Raw genomic sequence first — 14,724 nt, 5'->3', positions numbered from 1 at the left:
ATCAGTGACCTCCCTCGTTGGCAGGCTTGGCGTGGCTAACATCACCTTGGCCATGTTCAATTTCAAACGGTACATGGGCGGCAGACAAAGGCCGAGCAGGGCGGTCAGATTCGTGCTCGCCTTCATCCTCGTCTTCGAGGCCCACATAGAGCACACGTAGCAGATAGTAGACGCCTGCGCTAAAGACAAGTCCATACACAACAACATAGCCAATCAGGGTGAACAGAGCCATGCCCCCGGTAAGCGACGGTGTCAGTGCCTCGGCCTGGTTCATCATGCCATACACCAACCAGGGCGAACGGCCTATCTCAGTCACAAACCATCCTGCAATCACCGCAATAAACGGGGTGATACTCATGAACCGCAAACCCTGAAGGAACCAGCGCTTCCGGTAATAGGCGCCATTGCGTCTGAGCAACAGACCAGCGAGGGCAAAGGCAATCATCAACAGTCCCAGGCCAACCATCACCCGAAAAGACCAGAACACGATACCCACTGGCGGCTGCTCTTCTACCGCAACCTCGTTCAGGCCAGGCACCTCACCATCCCATTCGTGGGTCAGGATAAAGCTCGCCAGGTTAGGAATACCAATCTCGAACCGGTTGGTCTGGTTTTCCTGGTCGGGAATAGCAAACAGCAGCAGCGGCACGTTTCGAGAGGTTTCCCAATTACCTTCCATGGCTGCGACTTTGACCGGTTGATGCTCCATGGTATTCAAACCATGAAGATCACCAATCACCGCCTGGGTCGGGGCCAGGAACAACAACATCCACAGACACATAGACAAGGCCTTGCGGTTTGCTTCCACCTCTCGCCCACGAAGCAGGTACCAGGCGCTGACGCCAGCTACCACAAAGCCTCCCGTCAGGAACGACGCCATAACCATGTGGGCGAACCGATAGGGGAACGAGGGATTGAATATGGCTTGAGACCAGGACGTGACATGGAATACGCCATCTCTCAATTCCACACCTGAGGGTGTGTGCATCCAGCTATTGGCAGACAGTATCCAGAACGACGAGATGAAGGTACCAACCGCCACCATAATGGCTGCAAACAGGTGAACACCAGCCGGCACCTTGTGACGACCGAACAGCAGCACACCCAGAAATGCGGCCTCCAGGAAGAACGCCGTGATCACCTCATAGCTGAGCATGGGCCCGAGGAAGTTGGCTGAGGCCTGGGAGAAGTTGCTCCAATTGGTACCGAACTGAAACGACATCACGATGCCTGATACCACCCCCATCCCGAATACCACGGCAAACACCTTGGTCCAGAAGGCGGACAGTTTTTCCCACAGCGGATTGCCGGTTTTGAACGCCAAGCCCTCAAGGACAGCGATGAACGACGCCAGACCGATGGAAAACACCGGGAAGATGGCGTGAAATGACACGACAAACGCGAACTGGATTCGCGATAGGATGAGAGGATCGAGTTCCATAGTACCTCCGGTAACTCAAACATAGTCAAAAAACGGGCCAGCGCGCCCGTTCAGCCGCTGCCTTGGCTCATCTTGTCTATTGTTATTACCGGCAGTTCATTACTATGCTACTCAAATTGTAGCAAGAATGGGTAGGGCAGTTTGTCGCACCCCTTGATCAAAAACAATTATGGTGAGCCGCATGAGCTTTTACGAGGACAGAGTGTTACCTCACATTATCGACAAGGCATGTTCCATGGGGCAGGTGATGAAACTGCGTAGCCAGATCGTTCCGAGGGCCCGCGGCAGAGTGCTGGAGGTTGGTATGGGCTCCGGTATTAACCTGGAGTTTTATGACCAGAGCCAGGTTGAAATGGTCTATGGCCTGGAGCCATCGGAAGGGATGAGGCGCAAAGCATTACCAAACCTTAATCGCTCGCCCATCGCGGTGGAGTGGTTGGACCTGCCCGGTGAGAAGATACCGCTGGAAGATAACTCCGTGGATACGGTTTTGCTGACCTTCACACTCTGCACTATCCCGGACTGGCGAGCGGCGTTGTTGCAGATGAAACGAGTACTCAAGCCTGGCGGCGACCTGCTGTTCCTGGAGCACGGGGAGGCAGCCCATGAAACCATCCGAAAATGGCAGCATCGCATAACCCCGGGGTGGAAAATGCTTGCGGGTGGCTGCCACCTGAATCGTCAGATCGCAGATCTTATTCGCCAGGCCGGCTTTGAGATTCAGGAACTTGAAAACCTGTACATGCCCAATGCGCCGAAAATAGCCGGGTTCATCTACAAAGGGCGCGCCACCAAGCCGGATTGATTCAAGTTGGCGGGAAAGTGAGCGATCAGGGCTGAGGTAGTGGAACAGAATTGCGTTACGCCATCGTGCCTTATACAATTCCGCCCTTCAAGAATCTCCCCTCCGATGCCCGGATGGTGAAATTGGTAGACACAAGAGACTTAAAATCTCTCGGCCGCAAGGCCGTGCCGGTTCGATTCCGGCTCCGGGCACCACTATATGTCTTCCCTTTGCTTAAATCCGGACACAAAAAAACCGCCCCTTGAATCAAGAAGCGGTTTTCACTGCGAGATGTGCTCTGCGATCAGGCAGCCTGGCGCATCTTGCGGCGTACACCCAGTCCCAGCAGGCCCAGGCCAAGCAAGGCCAGGGTAGAAGGCTCTGGTACCGATACCGGGCGAGAGGTGATCAAGCCTTTCTTCATCACCGGTCCTGCTCAGCTCTTTCCTCGGGCTCCTGGTGCAGCGATTCCTGGACCGGCATTACCGGGCGTATCTGGTTGATATCGCCGGTGGGTACCCTGGGGTCATCTTTTATCAATACCATGATCGCACCGCCAAAGATCAGTGCCAGCAGAAGTATCTTGATCAGCGCATTGCGAGACATAGATGCTCCTTTTTACGTTCACCTCCTATTACCCTGAGGGCTCCGGCGCTATTTACAACCATCGTCCAAAGGTCGGTTCGACACAGAAGCCGGGTTTGGTGATACTGCCTGCACGTGTTTTGTGGGAGGAGCAGGCTATGACACAAGCAACCGGTAATCTGGTGCGACAGCGCACGGAGAATGGCATCACCACCGTAACGCTGAGCCATCCGGAGCGGCGAAACAGTCTATCGATGGCCATGCTGGAGGCATTGTCAGATGTTTTTACAGCCATAGAACACGATTCCGAAACCCGTGTGGTGGTGCTGGCTGCCGAGGGGCACGTATTCTGTGCGGGGCACGATCTGCGGGAGATGCGTTCGCAGGTCGACAGCCATGAATTTCAGCTGGCACTGTTTCAGCAATGTAGCAAGGTGATGCAGCAGGTCGTGAACCTGCCGCAGCCGGTGATCGCCAGGGTGGCCGGGGTAGCCACGGCGGCCGGTTGCCAGTTGGTTGCCAGCTGTGACCTGGCCGTGGCGGAGCAGGGGGCCCGGTTTGCCACTCCCGGCGTGAATATTGGCTTGTTCTGTTCCACGCCAATGGTGGCGTTGACCCGAAACGTTTCCCGCAAGCACGCCATGGAAATGCTGCTGACCGGGGAGATGATTGATGCGCCCAGGGCGGAAGCCATCGGGCTGGTCAACCGGGTGGTCGCTGCCGACGTTCTGGATGAGACGGTGTACCGAATGGCGGCAACGATTGCCAGTAAGTCCGGGCATACCCTGAAAATTGGCAAATCTGCGTTCTATCGCCAACTGGAAATGCCGTTATCAGACGCCTATGAATACACCGCTGAGGTGATGGCGGCGAACGCCTGCACGGATGATGCCCGGGAAGGGATCTCGGCCTTTCTGGAAAAGCGCGTTCCGGACTGGAAGCACCGATAACCCTATCCTGCCTATGGCTGGCACGCCTCTGCTGCTGGCCAGAGCAGTTGGTCACCCGGGGTTATGTTCCGGGCGGCGAAGTACCCCTCGTTCATTTCCACTGCATTCCAGAACGGTTCCCCTGAGGGATAAGTGGGGCAGTTCCGGCCTTCGGATGGGGGGCAGGGAGTCATGGTTCGGATGCTCACGATAACGCCCTGTTGATCAAGATACGCGATGTCCAGGGGAATCAGGGTCTGGTACATCCAGAACCCATGGTTGGCTGAGCGTTCAGCCTGGTAAGTGAACAACATGCCGGCATCCTCTGGCAGTGTGGTTCTGTTCATCAGTCCCCGTTGCCGTTGCTTGTCCTTACTGGCCACCTCAAGCACCACTGTATGGTGTTGGCTGTCTGAGAGAAAGCAGGCCTCAAGCGTGGGTAGTGTTTCTGGTGCGTCGGCCAACCCTGCCGGCGCCCAGCCTGCCGCCACCAGCGTGACGACAGCGGCAATCCGCCACGTGTTCATGTGCGCAACCGGTAACCGGTTTTGAAGATCCACCACACGGCAATCATGCATAGCGCGAGGAAGACCAGGGTCATGCCCACGCTGATCGCCACATGCACATCTGCCACGCCATAGAAGGCCCAGCGGAAACCGCTGATCAGGTACACCACCGGGTTGAACAGGCTGATGGTTTGCCAGATGTCGGGCAGCATGTCGATGGAGTAGAAGGTGCCGCCCAGGAACACCAGAGGCGTAACAATCATCATGGGCACAATCTGCAGTTTTTCAAAACCATCCGCCCAGATGCCGATGATGAAACCGAACAGGCTGAAGGTAATGGACGTCAGTACCAGGAACGAGAGCATCCAGAATGGATGCAGAACCGAGTAATCCACGAACAGCCGGGCGGTGGCCAGGATGATAAGGCCGAGGATGACAGCCTTGGTGGCGGCGGCGCCCACGTAGCCGAGCACAATCTCGAAATAGGAGACTGGCGCAGACAGCACCTCGTAGATAGTGCCGGAGAACTTGGGCATGTAGATACCGAAGGAGGCGTTGGAGATGCTTTGCATCAGCAGCGACAGCATCACCAGCCCGGGGATGATGTAGGCGCCGTAGTCGATACCGCCGATCTCGCCCATGCGAGAACCGATGGCCGAGCCGAACACCACAAAATACAGGCAGGTGGAGATCACCGGCGACAGCACACTTTGCATGACGGTGCGTTTCATGCGCGCCATCTCGAACTTGTAGATTGCTTTTACACCGTACAGATTCATTACGCTCTCCATTCGTACCAGCGGCTATTCGTGCACCAGGCCAACAAATATTTCTTCCAGCGAGCTTTCCCGGGTTTGCAGATCCCGGTATTCAATACCCAGATCCCCAAGGGTGCGGAGCAGGCGGGCAACGCCGGCCTGTTGTTGCTGGGCGTCGAAGGTATAGATCAACTGGTAGCCGTCGTCTGACAGTTCTACCGGTTCCAGGGTAAGCTCGCCGGGAATTTTTTCGAGCTTGTTCTGCAGATGCAGGCGCAGCTCTTTCTTTCCGAGCTTGGACATCAGGCGATCTTTGTCTTCCACCAGGATGATCTCACCCTGGCGTATCACCCCGATGCGGTCCGCCATTTCTTCGGCTTCTTCGATGTAATGGGTGGTGAGAATGATGGTGGTGCCGGTCTCACGAAGTTTGCGCACCATTTCCCACATGTCCCGGCGCAGTTCCACATCCACCCCGGCTGTGGGCTCGTCCAGGAACAGGATACGAGGTTCGTGAGACAGCGCCTTGGCAATCATTACCCGTCGTTTCATGCCGCCGGAGAGGGACATGATGCGGTTGTTGCGTTTGTCCCACAGTGAAAGGTCTTTCAATACCTTTTCGATGTGGGCCGGCTTGGGTGGTTTGCCAAACAGCCCACGGCTGAAGGACACCGCATGCCAGACCGTCTCAAAGGAATCGGTATTCAGCTCCTGGGGAACCAGGCCGATGGCCTCCCGGGCTTTGCGGTAGTCTTTTACGATATCGTGGCCGGCGGCTTTTACTTCGCCGTCGCCTTTGTTGACGATGCCGCAGATGATGGAGATCAGGGTGGTTTTGCCGGCACCATTGGGGCCAAGCAAGGCAAAAATCTCACCGGGGTAGATTTCCAGATTGACGTCTTTCAGGGCTTGAAAACCGTCCCCGTAGATCTTGTTCAGGTGCTTTACGGAAATGTCCGGTTGCACGGGCGTGTCCTGTTTTTGTGAGTGACTCAGACCAGAAAGCCCGACATTTTCTCATGCTGGCAGCAGTTTAGAAACCTTTGCTATGTCGGGATTTATCCCCATAATGCCCACTTTGGAACAGCTGGGGGCGGAGAATGGTACGAGCCATCGTGATCGTAGGTTTAGTGGTGGGAGCAATTGTTCTTACGCTGTTCGGTTCGCGCCTGCTCGATACCACGGGTGATACCGCTGACCATCCCGAGTGCGATCTTCTGGTAGGTGCCTGTAGCTGGACCACCCAGGATGGCGAATGGCGAGTTAGGTTGCAGGAGGTAGAAGAGGGCGCCCAGGGCATGGAATACGTTCTTCAAGTTTCCGTTTCGAAGGCGCCCGACCGTTTTCTGGCTGTCCTTAAAGGCCAATCGATGTACATGGGGGAGTATCCGGTGCCGCTGGTTCGGGAAGCTCCGCTCGAGTACGAGGCGAGGTTTACCGCACCGTTCTGCACTACCGGTGCCGACATGATCTGGCGAATCGAGCTTCAGGATGGTCAGGAAAGATTGGAAAATGTGCCCTGGACACTGGTGTTCAAAGCGCAAAAATAGTTAAATCCTGCAAAATTACAGTGGTTTTCAGGGAAAAGTGATGGATTACGGGGAAAGTGTTCAGAAGGTTCTGCTGCGAAAGATTACGAAAGCCGAGCAGGATCTGTTGCAGCTCAAACTGGATTACTGCCGGTTTGTTTTTGGCCTGTCTCATCGAGCCCGGGTAACCGCTGACGGTAAAACCTGGCTTGTGCGCTCAGTAGACGTGCAGTCGATGACCTACACTGACGATGGCACCTTCACCAAGCCCAGTGTCAGCGGCACTCCCGAAGAAGATGATACCGGCCGGCAGGTCGTTGCCCTCGGCACTGAATGGGAATTGGCAACGGTCAAATAAAGGCGTTGCCGGTTACGACTTCATAGAGGCTGAATGCCGGTGGCACGAACTGATGCTCCGCCCAGAATTCCGCGCCTTCCAACCCTGCACGATAACAGGCCAGTCGTTCGCTGCTCGAGGTAAGGGTGGCGATGGCCTGGATGGCCGCCGGCTGGCGGATCCCGGTTTTCCGATGCACGATTCTGGCAACCAGCCCTGCAAGGGCGTCGTTATGGCGATTGGCACGTGGGCTAAGGGCGCAGGCGGCACCGTACAGCCAGGCGGCCGTGTAGGCGTGCACCACCTCTGGAGCCTCTGTTAGCGCAAGTCCTTTGACCCGGCAGTCACGCTCCTGCAGGGCGGCTAGGATATGCAACTTGGTAAACAGTTCCGTTTTGTCGGAAGACACCACCGATGTTGATTCTGACTTCGGCCGGGCAGGGTGTTCCGGGGCGGGCGATTGAGTAAATCGCGCACCGTCAATGCCGCCGCCATTGGCAATAACGCCACCCTGAACCGTGGATTCCTGTCGAATGAGCGAGAACATTCGCAATCCCAGCAAAGCCATCAAAATCACGAGCCCAACTTGGGTAATAACGACCAGTCCATTGACCATCATGGGTGTGCCTGCCTTTCAAACATTCGGTTAACTGCTGATGCTGATAATTGTAACAGTGTGTAACTGAATGGCGAGCCAACTGGCCAGCAGAACGGATAAAAGCTCGTGGCTTACTCTGAAATTGTGAACGGCATCCCAGCGCCTTAGCAGGTGGGCATGGTTTGCAGTGCCAGTTTGCGACGTATGTAACGGCCGAGGATATCGACGCCAATGTTCAGCAAGGCCGTGATCAGTATCAGGATCATGGCGCGGTCAAACTGAATGTTCTGGATGGCGGAATCCACATAGAATCCCAGGGTGTAGATGCCCAGAATGCCCAGAATCGCGGTTTCCCGCATGATGATTTCCCACCGGTAGAACAGAAACGCCAGGAACGATCGATAAACCCGGGGCACCAGTTCCCAGCTGTAGCGGGTGAAACCCTGTGGGGCGTCCGGGCGCAGGTGGATGGTGTTGGTCTGGCGGCCAATCAGATGCCCGATGATGCCGCCGTTATGCAGTGCCAGCGCCACCACCGCCGGCAACATGGATGGGCCCCACAGTTGCAGCAGAATGTACGCCAGGATGTATTCCGGGGTGGAACGGGCAATCACCAGAAACACGTGGCCGGAGGTGCGGCGTACCGGCCCGCCAAAGTGTTTCGAGATCAGCGGGAATGCCAGTAGCGACAATATCCCCGTGGCCACCAACGCGATCTGGGTGAGCACTACCGTGTTCCATATCCCAGGCAGGGCCTCGCTGACCATCACATCGCCAAGCCAGCTGGAGAACGCCGCCAGGCCTTCACCATTGCGTAACGGCGCCGGCACGATGTCTTCGGTAAAGAAACGCTCAACGTTACCCCAGACAATCGGAAAGCCCTCTCCCAGAAAGAACGGTGCGGCCAGTATGTAGACAGGCAGTGCCTTGGGCCGTACCCAGAGCGGCATGGTGGCAATTAGCACGTAAAACAGAATAAGCATCGCTCCGGCGTCGGAATACATTCCCTGGGAGAACGACGACTCCAGATAGAAACCGAGTGTAGGCAGGCCAACAAAACCGAGGATAGCGGAGGACCGCAAACCGCATTCAAGGCGGTAGGCGGTGTAGGTGCGCAGTTGTACCCAGCAGTCCGGTATCCGGGCGTACAGGAAGGCGGCAATGGCGTGGGTGCCTTTAGGCAGAAGTTGCGCCGGTTCCGGGTCAGACTCATCCAGGATTTCTGAATACACCTTGGCAAAGATGCCGGCGTAGGGGATGGCAATCGCCAATACACCGGTCAGTGGGTGAAAGCCAAAGAACTGAAGGAAGATCAGCGCCCAGAACAGTTCATGGATTGCACGGATGAACGCACAGAAAATCCGTACCGGCATGAAACGATACAACAGCGCCAGCAGGAAGCCGAAGAAACTGCCAAGGGTGACGCCCACAAAACCAAAGGCAACCGTGCGCAGCAGAGCGGTTAACAGACCTTCGGTACTGAAGAAATTGGGGGTAACCACTCCCAGAAAGAATTGCCCCAGATCCCGCCAGGGGTTGGCGGTGGTGATGGCAATATCGGCCACCAGCAGGCCTGCCACGGCGATGGCAAGAAACAGAAAACTGGCGCGAACGGTGGGGTAAGAGAACATGGGGTGCCGGCGCTGCCTGTCAGTAAAGCGTCATGATATCAGACGCGTTCAGTTTGCTGGCCGGTTGGTCCAGTGCCACCTGTCCATCCTGAATACCCACGATCCGGTTACAGTAGGCAAGGGCCATATCCACATCGTGGAGTGCGATCACGCTGGTATGGAAGCGCTCTGTCAACGCATTCATAACCAGATGCGCCATAGGGCCGTCCAGGGCAGAGATGGGTTCGTCGGCGAGCAATATCGGAGCATGCCTGTACAGAGCCCGGGCAATGGCAACCCGCTGGCGCTGGCCACCAGACAGCGAGGCCGTGGGTGACCATTGCTTTTCGGCAATGCCCAGTTGATTCAGAAGGTCGCTGATGACGGCGCGGTCCTTGCGGAACGGCCGGAGCAGGGTAAGGGTGTTGTACCACAACGGGTGTTGGTCCAGCTGGCCCATAAACACGTTGTGAAACACCGGCAGGGCGTTGACCAGCCCAAGCCCCTGGGGGACCAGCGAGGCGTCGCGGGTCAAACGTTCATACAGCAGTTTGATCAGCGTGGACTTGCCGGCACCGCTCTTGCCCACCAGGGCCACATGCTCACCATCGTTTACCTTCAGAGACAGCGGGCCTATCACCCGCTTGTCTCCAAAACTTGCCTTTAGCTGATCAAATGAAAAGCCTGACATCAATCGATGATTCCAATGTCTTTGGCAACGCTGCGAATGGGCTCATAATCATCGTTGGAGGCGGGAATAAAGCCTTCACGGGGGAAGCTCTCCAGCAGAGCGGGGTCGTCCAGATCAAGCAGGGCCTGGCGAACCCTGTCCGTGAATCCTTCACCGAAACGGGCGTCAACGTCGCCACGGATGGTCCACTGGTAGTTGGGGAAGCCCGGGGTCTTCCAGATAATCCGGACGTCGTCTGTATTGATATTGCCGTCTTCCAGTTCCTTTTCCCAAACCTTGTAGTTGAGTGCGCCGACTTCATAGGTGCCGGACTCGACCAACCTCAATGTTCGGGTGTGGTTGCCGCTGTAACCGACGCGGCTGAACACTGATTCCGGCGCTTCGCCGAAACGCTGGCGGATGTGGTACTCGGGAATCAGGCGGCCGGAAGTCGAACCCTTGGAGCCAAACGTGAACGTTTTGCCGCGAACGCCCTCGGGCAATTCGTCACCGCGCTCAAGACCGGTGCTCTTGTGGGCGATGAAGTAGTTGTAAAACGCCTGGTCTTCAACGCCCTGGGCGAGTGCTTCTGAGCCGGGAACCAATGCACGGGCCTGAACACCCGACAACCCGCCAAACCAGGCCAGTTGTACCTGGTTATTGCGGAATGCAGAAATGGCGGCGGCGTATGACTTAACCGGAATATAGCGTACATCTACCTCAAGTTGCTCCGACAGGTAATCTGCAATGCCGCGGAAGCGCTCCACGAGTTTGGTTTCGTCTTCATCGGGAATCGCGGTAAAGACAAACGTTTGTGCCGACACAGTGCCGGAGGCAAGCAGGATCAGGAAACCGGAAACAAGCCATTTCCGTATTTGCTTGGTGATCATAATCTTTCCTTCTAAAAGAGGGTGATGATGTTGCTGTGGATTGCGACCTGCAGAGGATAACGTGATTACGGTCAAGTCTGAACCGATATACGGTAGAACTCTTTACCTGGAGCATTCAGAGCGACAGAATTGTGCAAAATCTTCCTGGCAGGCCTATGAATATTAGCATTCTTACCCCGGCGGGGCCGGACTCAAAAGCGGGGAACCGCGCAACCGCCGTGCGATGGCAGCAGTTGCTGGAGCAGGCTGGCCATCAGGTAACGGTGGTTACAGGTTATGATGGAGAGCCAACAGACCTGCTGATAGCCCTTCATGCCTGGCGAAGTGCCGACGCGATCCAACGGTTCCACACCGAATGGCCTGAAAAGCCACTGATCGTCGCCCTGACCGGCACCGACATCTATCATCACCAGTACCAATACCCGGAACCAACCCATGCCTCTATGGCAGCGGCATCGGTATTGATTGGCCTGCATGATCTTGTTGCCCAGGACATTCCTGAAACCTTCCGACACAAGCTGCTTACCTTGCGGCAGTCCGCAGCCAAGCCTGCGGTTCGCGGTGGATCCCGGCCAGAGCCAGGTCAGTTCAATATCTGCGTGATCGGGCACCTGAGGGATGAGAAGGATTCCCTGCGTGCCGCTTGGGCCAGCCGGCTATTACCGGAGGAGTCGGCCATCATTGTGTCCTGTGCCGGAAAGCCTCACAACGATGAGTGGCGGGAACGGGCATTGAGCGAAAGCAAGGATAACCCCCGTTTCCACTGGTTGGGACAACTGGACAAAGCGCAGCTGGAAAATCTGATGGCCGTGAGCAGCCTGATGGTGATCAGTTCTGTGATGGAGGGTGGCGCCAACGTGGTGTCTGAAGCCTGCAGGGCAGGGTTGCCGATTCTGGCTTCGGATATTCCAGGTAACCGTGGCCTGCTGGGTGAGCACTACCCCGGGTATTATCCGGTCAAGGATGATGCTGCCCTGGCCCGGTTGATGCGCAAGGCCGAAACCGAACCGGAATTTCTGGCACAACTGACTGACTGCGTTAAGGAGCTGGCAGAAACCTTCACTCCGGAGCGCGAACGCCAGAGCCTGGAACAGGCCGTGGCGCTGGCGCTCGCTGCGGTTAATCCCGCAGGGTGATGGGTTCTATCGGGCCGTTTTCATCCTGGGCAAGTACCCGGCCGATAATCGCGGTGTGGGGATAGCCCAGGCCCTTGAGCTCCTTGACACAAGCTTCCGCCACCGCTGCGGGCACGCTGGCCAGAAGTCCTCCAGCGGTTTGCGGATCAAAGATCAGGGGATAGCGGGGGTGGTTAACCCAGTCTCCCTGGTCCCGAATACCCCGGCGCAGCCTTACGTTCGCCGGCTGCAGCGAGCTTAAAATCCCTGCTGCCACGGTTTCTTCCGCACCAGGCAGAATGGGGATGGCGGTCAGGTCCAGCTCGGCATCGACACCGGAAGGCCTGGTCATTTCCACCAGGTGCCCCAGCAGGCCAAAACCGGTGACATCGGTGCAGGCCCGTGCCCCGTGGCGCAGCAAGCACTCCGCAGCAGCTTTATTGGACTGGACCATGGAGGCCAGCGCGGCATCAATCCAGCGCCCCTTGGCAGCCAAACGGGCATGGGCGGCGAACAGGGTGCCAGTACCAATAGGTTTGGTCAGCAGCAATACATCACCAGCTCGAAGGCCGCCCTTGCTCATGACCTTGTCCGGATCGATCAGGCCATTCACCGCAAACCCGAGCGCAAGCTCCTTGCCTTCGCCGGTATGGCCGCCGACCAGTGCACAACCCGCCTCGTTAAGCACCTCCACCGCGCCAGACATCATCTGGAACACGGTATCTTCCACCTTTGATTCGATCCCGTACGGGACAGTCGCCACCGCCGTAGCGCTCTGGGCTTCTGCGCCCATGGCAAATACATCACCCAGGCTGTGATTGGCGGCTACCTTTCCGAAAATGTAAGGGTCATCAATGAACGCCCGGAAAAAGTCCACGGTATGGACCACCGCCTTACCCGGTGGCACTTTCAACACTGCAGCATCATCCGGTGCGTGCAGGCCGATGAGAATGTCGTCGCGCTCAATCGGGCGCAGCTCACCCAGTGCCCTGGACAGTACCGTGCTGCCAACCTTGGCGCCACAACCGCCGCAACGCATGGCAACGGCCGATATGGCCTGGGAGGCTTCTTCGGGATTCTGGGCGGCCGAGGTGTCTGGCAGTCTTGCGCTGTCTTCCATGGCCGGCAGGTCAGTGAATTTCTTCATGAACCGACGGTCAATCCAGTCTTTCCAGCGCCAAACCCAGGCGCCCGAAAACCCGTAATTGCCTTTGGAGGCGACGGCGAACTGGTCACCGGTGCTGATCAACGCCAGCCAGGTTTTCTGGGGATTGAACGGTCTGGGTGGTTTTCCCAGAGCCATGCGTTTGAGGTTATCCGCCAATGGCCGCCCCTGGCGCACCGCAAACACCCCGGCTTTTTCACGGGGGTGGTTCACCACGTTGGCGATGTCGCCGGCAACAAAAATGTGGTCGTCATTCGCTGTCTGCAGGGTGTCCCGAGCCCGGATAAACAGGCCGTCATCCAGTTCCAGGCCGGTGGATTCCAGCCATGCCGGGCCGCCGGCACGGGTAACCCAAAGCACTTCGTCGGTTTGCAGGGTCTGGCCGGACTCGGTGGCCAGTAGCCCTGCGTCTACACGGGAAACAGCATCGCCCAGATGCAGTTTTACGCCACGGCGAACCAGTTTGTCCCGGAACACCGCACGGACCTTGGCATTATGGGTGGGCAGAATCTCGTTTGCGGCGTCGAACAGATGAAAGTGCAGTTGGTCCGGGTCTTTGCCCCGGTTTGCAAGTTCATTGCGTAAGCGGAACTGCATGGCCAGGGTGAGTTCGACCCCGCCGGCACCGGCACCCACAACGGCGATGGTCATGGGGCCATCGTGGTTCTCGATGCGTGACAGCAGCGATAGCCATCGGTTGTTGAACCCGGTAATGGGCTTGACCGGTACCGCATGTTCCGCAGCACCGCTGACCTCAGCAACCCGGGGAGAGGAACCAATGTTGATCGACAGGATATCGTAGGGAACGTTCGGGCGGCCTTTGCAGATGACGCGTTTTGCCGCACGATCAATGCCAGACACTTCCGCACGGTAGAACCGGGCACCGGCATACTCTGCCAGCCGGCTCAGATCAATATGCACATCGTCATAGCTGTAATGCCCCGCCACGTAACCGGGAAGCATACCGGAATAGGGGGTGTGGGTATCACGGCATATGAGCGTGAGCCGAACGCCGGGGACCGGATTCATGGCGAATCGCTTGAGGACCCCGACGTGGCTGTGCCCGCCACCTACCAGGACAATGTCCCGTAATACAGGTTGATCGGGTGTTTGCATCAGATGACTTTCTTGGCTTCAGCAGACAGCTCACTGAACCCTTTGATGCTCTTGAAGGCTTCCAGTTTCTGTTTATCGGCATCGCTCGGGTTGGCGATCTGGTCGATGGATGTAATGCCGGCATCTTTCATCTTCTTCGCCGTTGCCGGGCCAATACCCTTGATGCGGGTCAGATCAGACTTGTCCGCCGGCTTGGCGGTTTTGGCTGCTACCGGTTTTTTTGCTGCAGGCTTTTTGGCGGCGGCAGGCTTGGCCTTGCTGGCAGCCGGTTTTTTAACGGCAGGCTTCTTGGCCGCGGGCTTCGCACTCGTCGCCTTTTTAGCGGCAGTCGTAGCCTTCTTGGCGGTGGTGTCTGCGGCTTTCTTGACGTCTTTGCCAGATTCCTTGGCTGCAATACCCAGCTTGTCCAGCAATGAGCTCTGCAGTTCGTGGAATTCGTTCATCCGGCGTTCGAACTCTTCATTGAAGCGCTTCACTTCGCGCTCACGGAGCTCGTCCATTTCCTTGAGCAGTTTACGAACCGGATCCTGAACCTGATGCTGCAGGTGGTCGAACTGCTTCAGGGCATCATTGATGAGTGTTTCAATCTGAGCCGTGGTTTTCTCGAACTCTTTGTTCACTTTTTTGACAATCTTATCAACACTGGGTTTGGCTTTCTTTGCCATAGGGCGTCTCCTTACAGAGGGGGATA

General features: G+C 56.9%; 16 protein-coding genes, 1 tRNA gene and 1 pseudogene. 6 read left to right on the top strand and 12 right to left on the bottom strand.

Annotated features, from left to right (window positions below):
• Position 1 precedes the first annotated feature (1 nt).
• On the bottom strand, positions 2–1,441 hold the full coding sequence (locus ACZ5Q2_RS13800) for a cytochrome ubiquinol oxidase subunit I (protein WP_061332894.1): 1,440 nt from the start codon (positions 1,439–1,441) through the stop codon (positions 2–4).
• Positions 1,442–1,622: 181 nt separating this feature from the next.
• Between ACZ5Q2_RS13800 and ACZ5Q2_RS13795 the strand changes: the two genes are divergently transcribed.
• Entirely contained in the window at positions 1,623–2,246 is a 624-nt protein-coding gene (locus ACZ5Q2_RS13795; RefSeq protein ID WP_432209962.1) for a class I SAM-dependent methyltransferase, read from the top strand.
• Between the two features lie 107 nt (positions 2,247–2,353).
• Positions 2,354–2,440: transfer RNA gene (locus tag ACZ5Q2_RS13790), tRNA-Leu, on the top strand.
• Between the two features lie 89 nt (positions 2,441–2,529).
• Here ACZ5Q2_RS13790 and ACZ5Q2_RS13785 read toward each other — a convergent pair.
• Together ACZ5Q2_RS13785 and ACZ5Q2_RS13780 are read right to left on the bottom strand one after the other, a co-directional pair.
• Positions 2,530–2,643: pseudogene (locus tag ACZ5Q2_RS13785) on the bottom strand (PEP-CTERM sorting domain-containing protein); the annotation flags it as partial.
• 5 nt (positions 2,644–2,648) lie between these two features.
• Positions 2,649–2,831, bottom strand: a complete 183-nt coding sequence (locus ACZ5Q2_RS13780; RefSeq protein ID WP_432209963.1) for a hypothetical protein — start codon at positions 2,829–2,831, stop codon at positions 2,649–2,651.
• Between the two features lie 137 nt (positions 2,832–2,968).
• Between ACZ5Q2_RS13780 and ACZ5Q2_RS13775 the strand changes: the two genes are divergently transcribed.
• Complete coding sequence (locus tag ACZ5Q2_RS13775) at positions 2,969–3,760, top strand: enoyl-CoA hydratase (RefSeq protein WP_061332898.1); 792 nt, start codon at positions 2,969–2,971, stop codon at positions 3,758–3,760.
• Positions 3,761–3,771: 11 nt separating this feature from the next.
• Here ACZ5Q2_RS13775 and ACZ5Q2_RS13770 read toward each other — a convergent pair whose 3' ends face one another.
• The 3 genes from ACZ5Q2_RS13770 to ACZ5Q2_RS13760 are packed head-to-tail and all read right to left on the bottom strand — an operon-like array spanning position 3,772 to position 5,969.
• Positions 3,772–4,266, bottom strand: a complete 495-nt coding sequence (locus ACZ5Q2_RS13770) for a DUF192 domain-containing protein (RefSeq protein WP_061332899.1) — start codon at positions 4,264–4,266, stop codon at positions 3,772–3,774.
• Positions 4,263–5,024: an ABC transporter permease gene (locus ACZ5Q2_RS13765; RefSeq protein ID WP_061332900.1), complete on the bottom strand. Its 762-nt coding sequence runs from the start codon at positions 5,022–5,024 to the stop codon at positions 4,263–4,265. The genes ACZ5Q2_RS13770 and ACZ5Q2_RS13765 overlap by 4 nt, the downstream gene beginning before the upstream one ends.
• Positions 5,025–5,048: 24 nt before the next feature.
• Positions 5,049–5,969, bottom strand: a complete 921-nt coding sequence (locus tag ACZ5Q2_RS13760; RefSeq protein ID WP_061332901.1) for an ABC transporter ATP-binding protein — start codon at positions 5,967–5,969, stop codon at positions 5,049–5,051.
• 149 nt (positions 5,970–6,118) lie between these two features.
• Between ACZ5Q2_RS13760 and ACZ5Q2_RS13755 the strand changes: the two genes are divergently transcribed.
• Both ACZ5Q2_RS13755 and ACZ5Q2_RS13750 read left to right on the top strand, forming a co-directional pair.
• Positions 6,119–6,553, top strand: a complete 435-nt coding sequence (locus ACZ5Q2_RS13755) for a hypothetical protein (protein WP_227510217.1) — start codon at positions 6,119–6,121, stop codon at positions 6,551–6,553.
• 40 nt (positions 6,554–6,593) lie between these two features.
• Positions 6,594–6,890 carry a hypothetical protein gene (locus ACZ5Q2_RS13750; RefSeq protein WP_061332903.1) on the top strand — a complete coding sequence of 99 codons (297 nt, stop codon included), beginning with the start codon at positions 6,594–6,596 and terminating at the stop codon, positions 6,888–6,890.
• Here the strand turns inward: ACZ5Q2_RS13750 and ACZ5Q2_RS13745 are convergent.
• The 4 genes from ACZ5Q2_RS13745 to ACZ5Q2_RS13730 all read right to left on the bottom strand — a co-directional run bounded on the left by ACZ5Q2_RS13745 (position 6,883) and on the right by ACZ5Q2_RS13730 (position 10,637).
• Positions 6,883–7,416: a hypothetical protein gene (locus ACZ5Q2_RS13745; protein ID WP_227510218.1), complete on the bottom strand. Its 534-nt coding sequence runs from the start codon at positions 7,414–7,416 to the stop codon at positions 6,883–6,885. The genes ACZ5Q2_RS13750 and ACZ5Q2_RS13745 overlap by 8 nt on opposite strands.
• A gap of 215 nt (positions 7,417–7,631) precedes the next feature.
• Complete coding sequence (locus tag ACZ5Q2_RS13740; RefSeq protein ID WP_061332905.1) at positions 7,632–9,098, bottom strand: PhnE/PtxC family ABC transporter permease; 1,467 nt, start codon at positions 9,096–9,098, stop codon at positions 7,632–7,634.
• A gap of 19 nt (positions 9,099–9,117) precedes the next feature.
• Positions 9,118–9,768: an ATP-binding cassette domain-containing protein gene (locus ACZ5Q2_RS13735; protein WP_061332906.1), complete on the bottom strand. Its 651-nt coding sequence runs from the start codon at positions 9,766–9,768 to the stop codon at positions 9,118–9,120.
• Complete coding sequence (locus ACZ5Q2_RS13730) at positions 9,768–10,637, bottom strand: putative selenate ABC transporter substrate-binding protein (RefSeq protein WP_061332907.1); 870 nt, start codon at positions 10,635–10,637, stop codon at positions 9,768–9,770. The genes ACZ5Q2_RS13735 and ACZ5Q2_RS13730 overlap by 1 nt, the downstream gene beginning before the upstream one ends.
• Before the next feature lie 155 nt (positions 10,638–10,792).
• Here ACZ5Q2_RS13730 and senB point away from each other — a divergent pair, with 155 nt between their 5' ends.
• The gene (senB, locus tag ACZ5Q2_RS13725; RefSeq protein ID WP_061332908.1) at positions 10,793–11,773 is read left to right on the top strand and encodes a selenoneine biosynthesis selenosugar synthase SenB; all 981 of its coding nucleotides are present in this window, start codon (positions 10,793–10,795) and stop codon (positions 11,771–11,773) included.
• Here senB and selD read toward each other — a convergent pair.
• Both selD and ACZ5Q2_RS13715 read right to left on the bottom strand, forming a co-directional pair.
• A complete protein-coding gene (gene selD / locus ACZ5Q2_RS13720) occupies positions 11,757–14,033 on the bottom strand; it encodes a selenide, water dikinase SelD (RefSeq protein ID WP_230715322.1) in 2,277 nt (758 codons plus the stop codon). The two genes, senB and selD, sit on opposite strands and share 17 nt — an antisense overlap.
• Entirely contained in the window at positions 14,033–14,698 is a 666-nt protein-coding gene (locus ACZ5Q2_RS13715; RefSeq protein ID WP_061332910.1) for a helix-hairpin-helix domain-containing protein, read from the bottom strand. The genes selD and ACZ5Q2_RS13715 overlap by 1 nt, the downstream gene beginning before the upstream one ends.
• Positions 14,699–14,724 lie beyond the last annotated feature (26 nt).

Source organism: Marinobacter alkaliphilus, from assembly GCF_055394375.1.
Note: the sequence above shows the minus strand (reverse complement) of the source record. Positions and strands in the feature narration are given on the sequence as shown.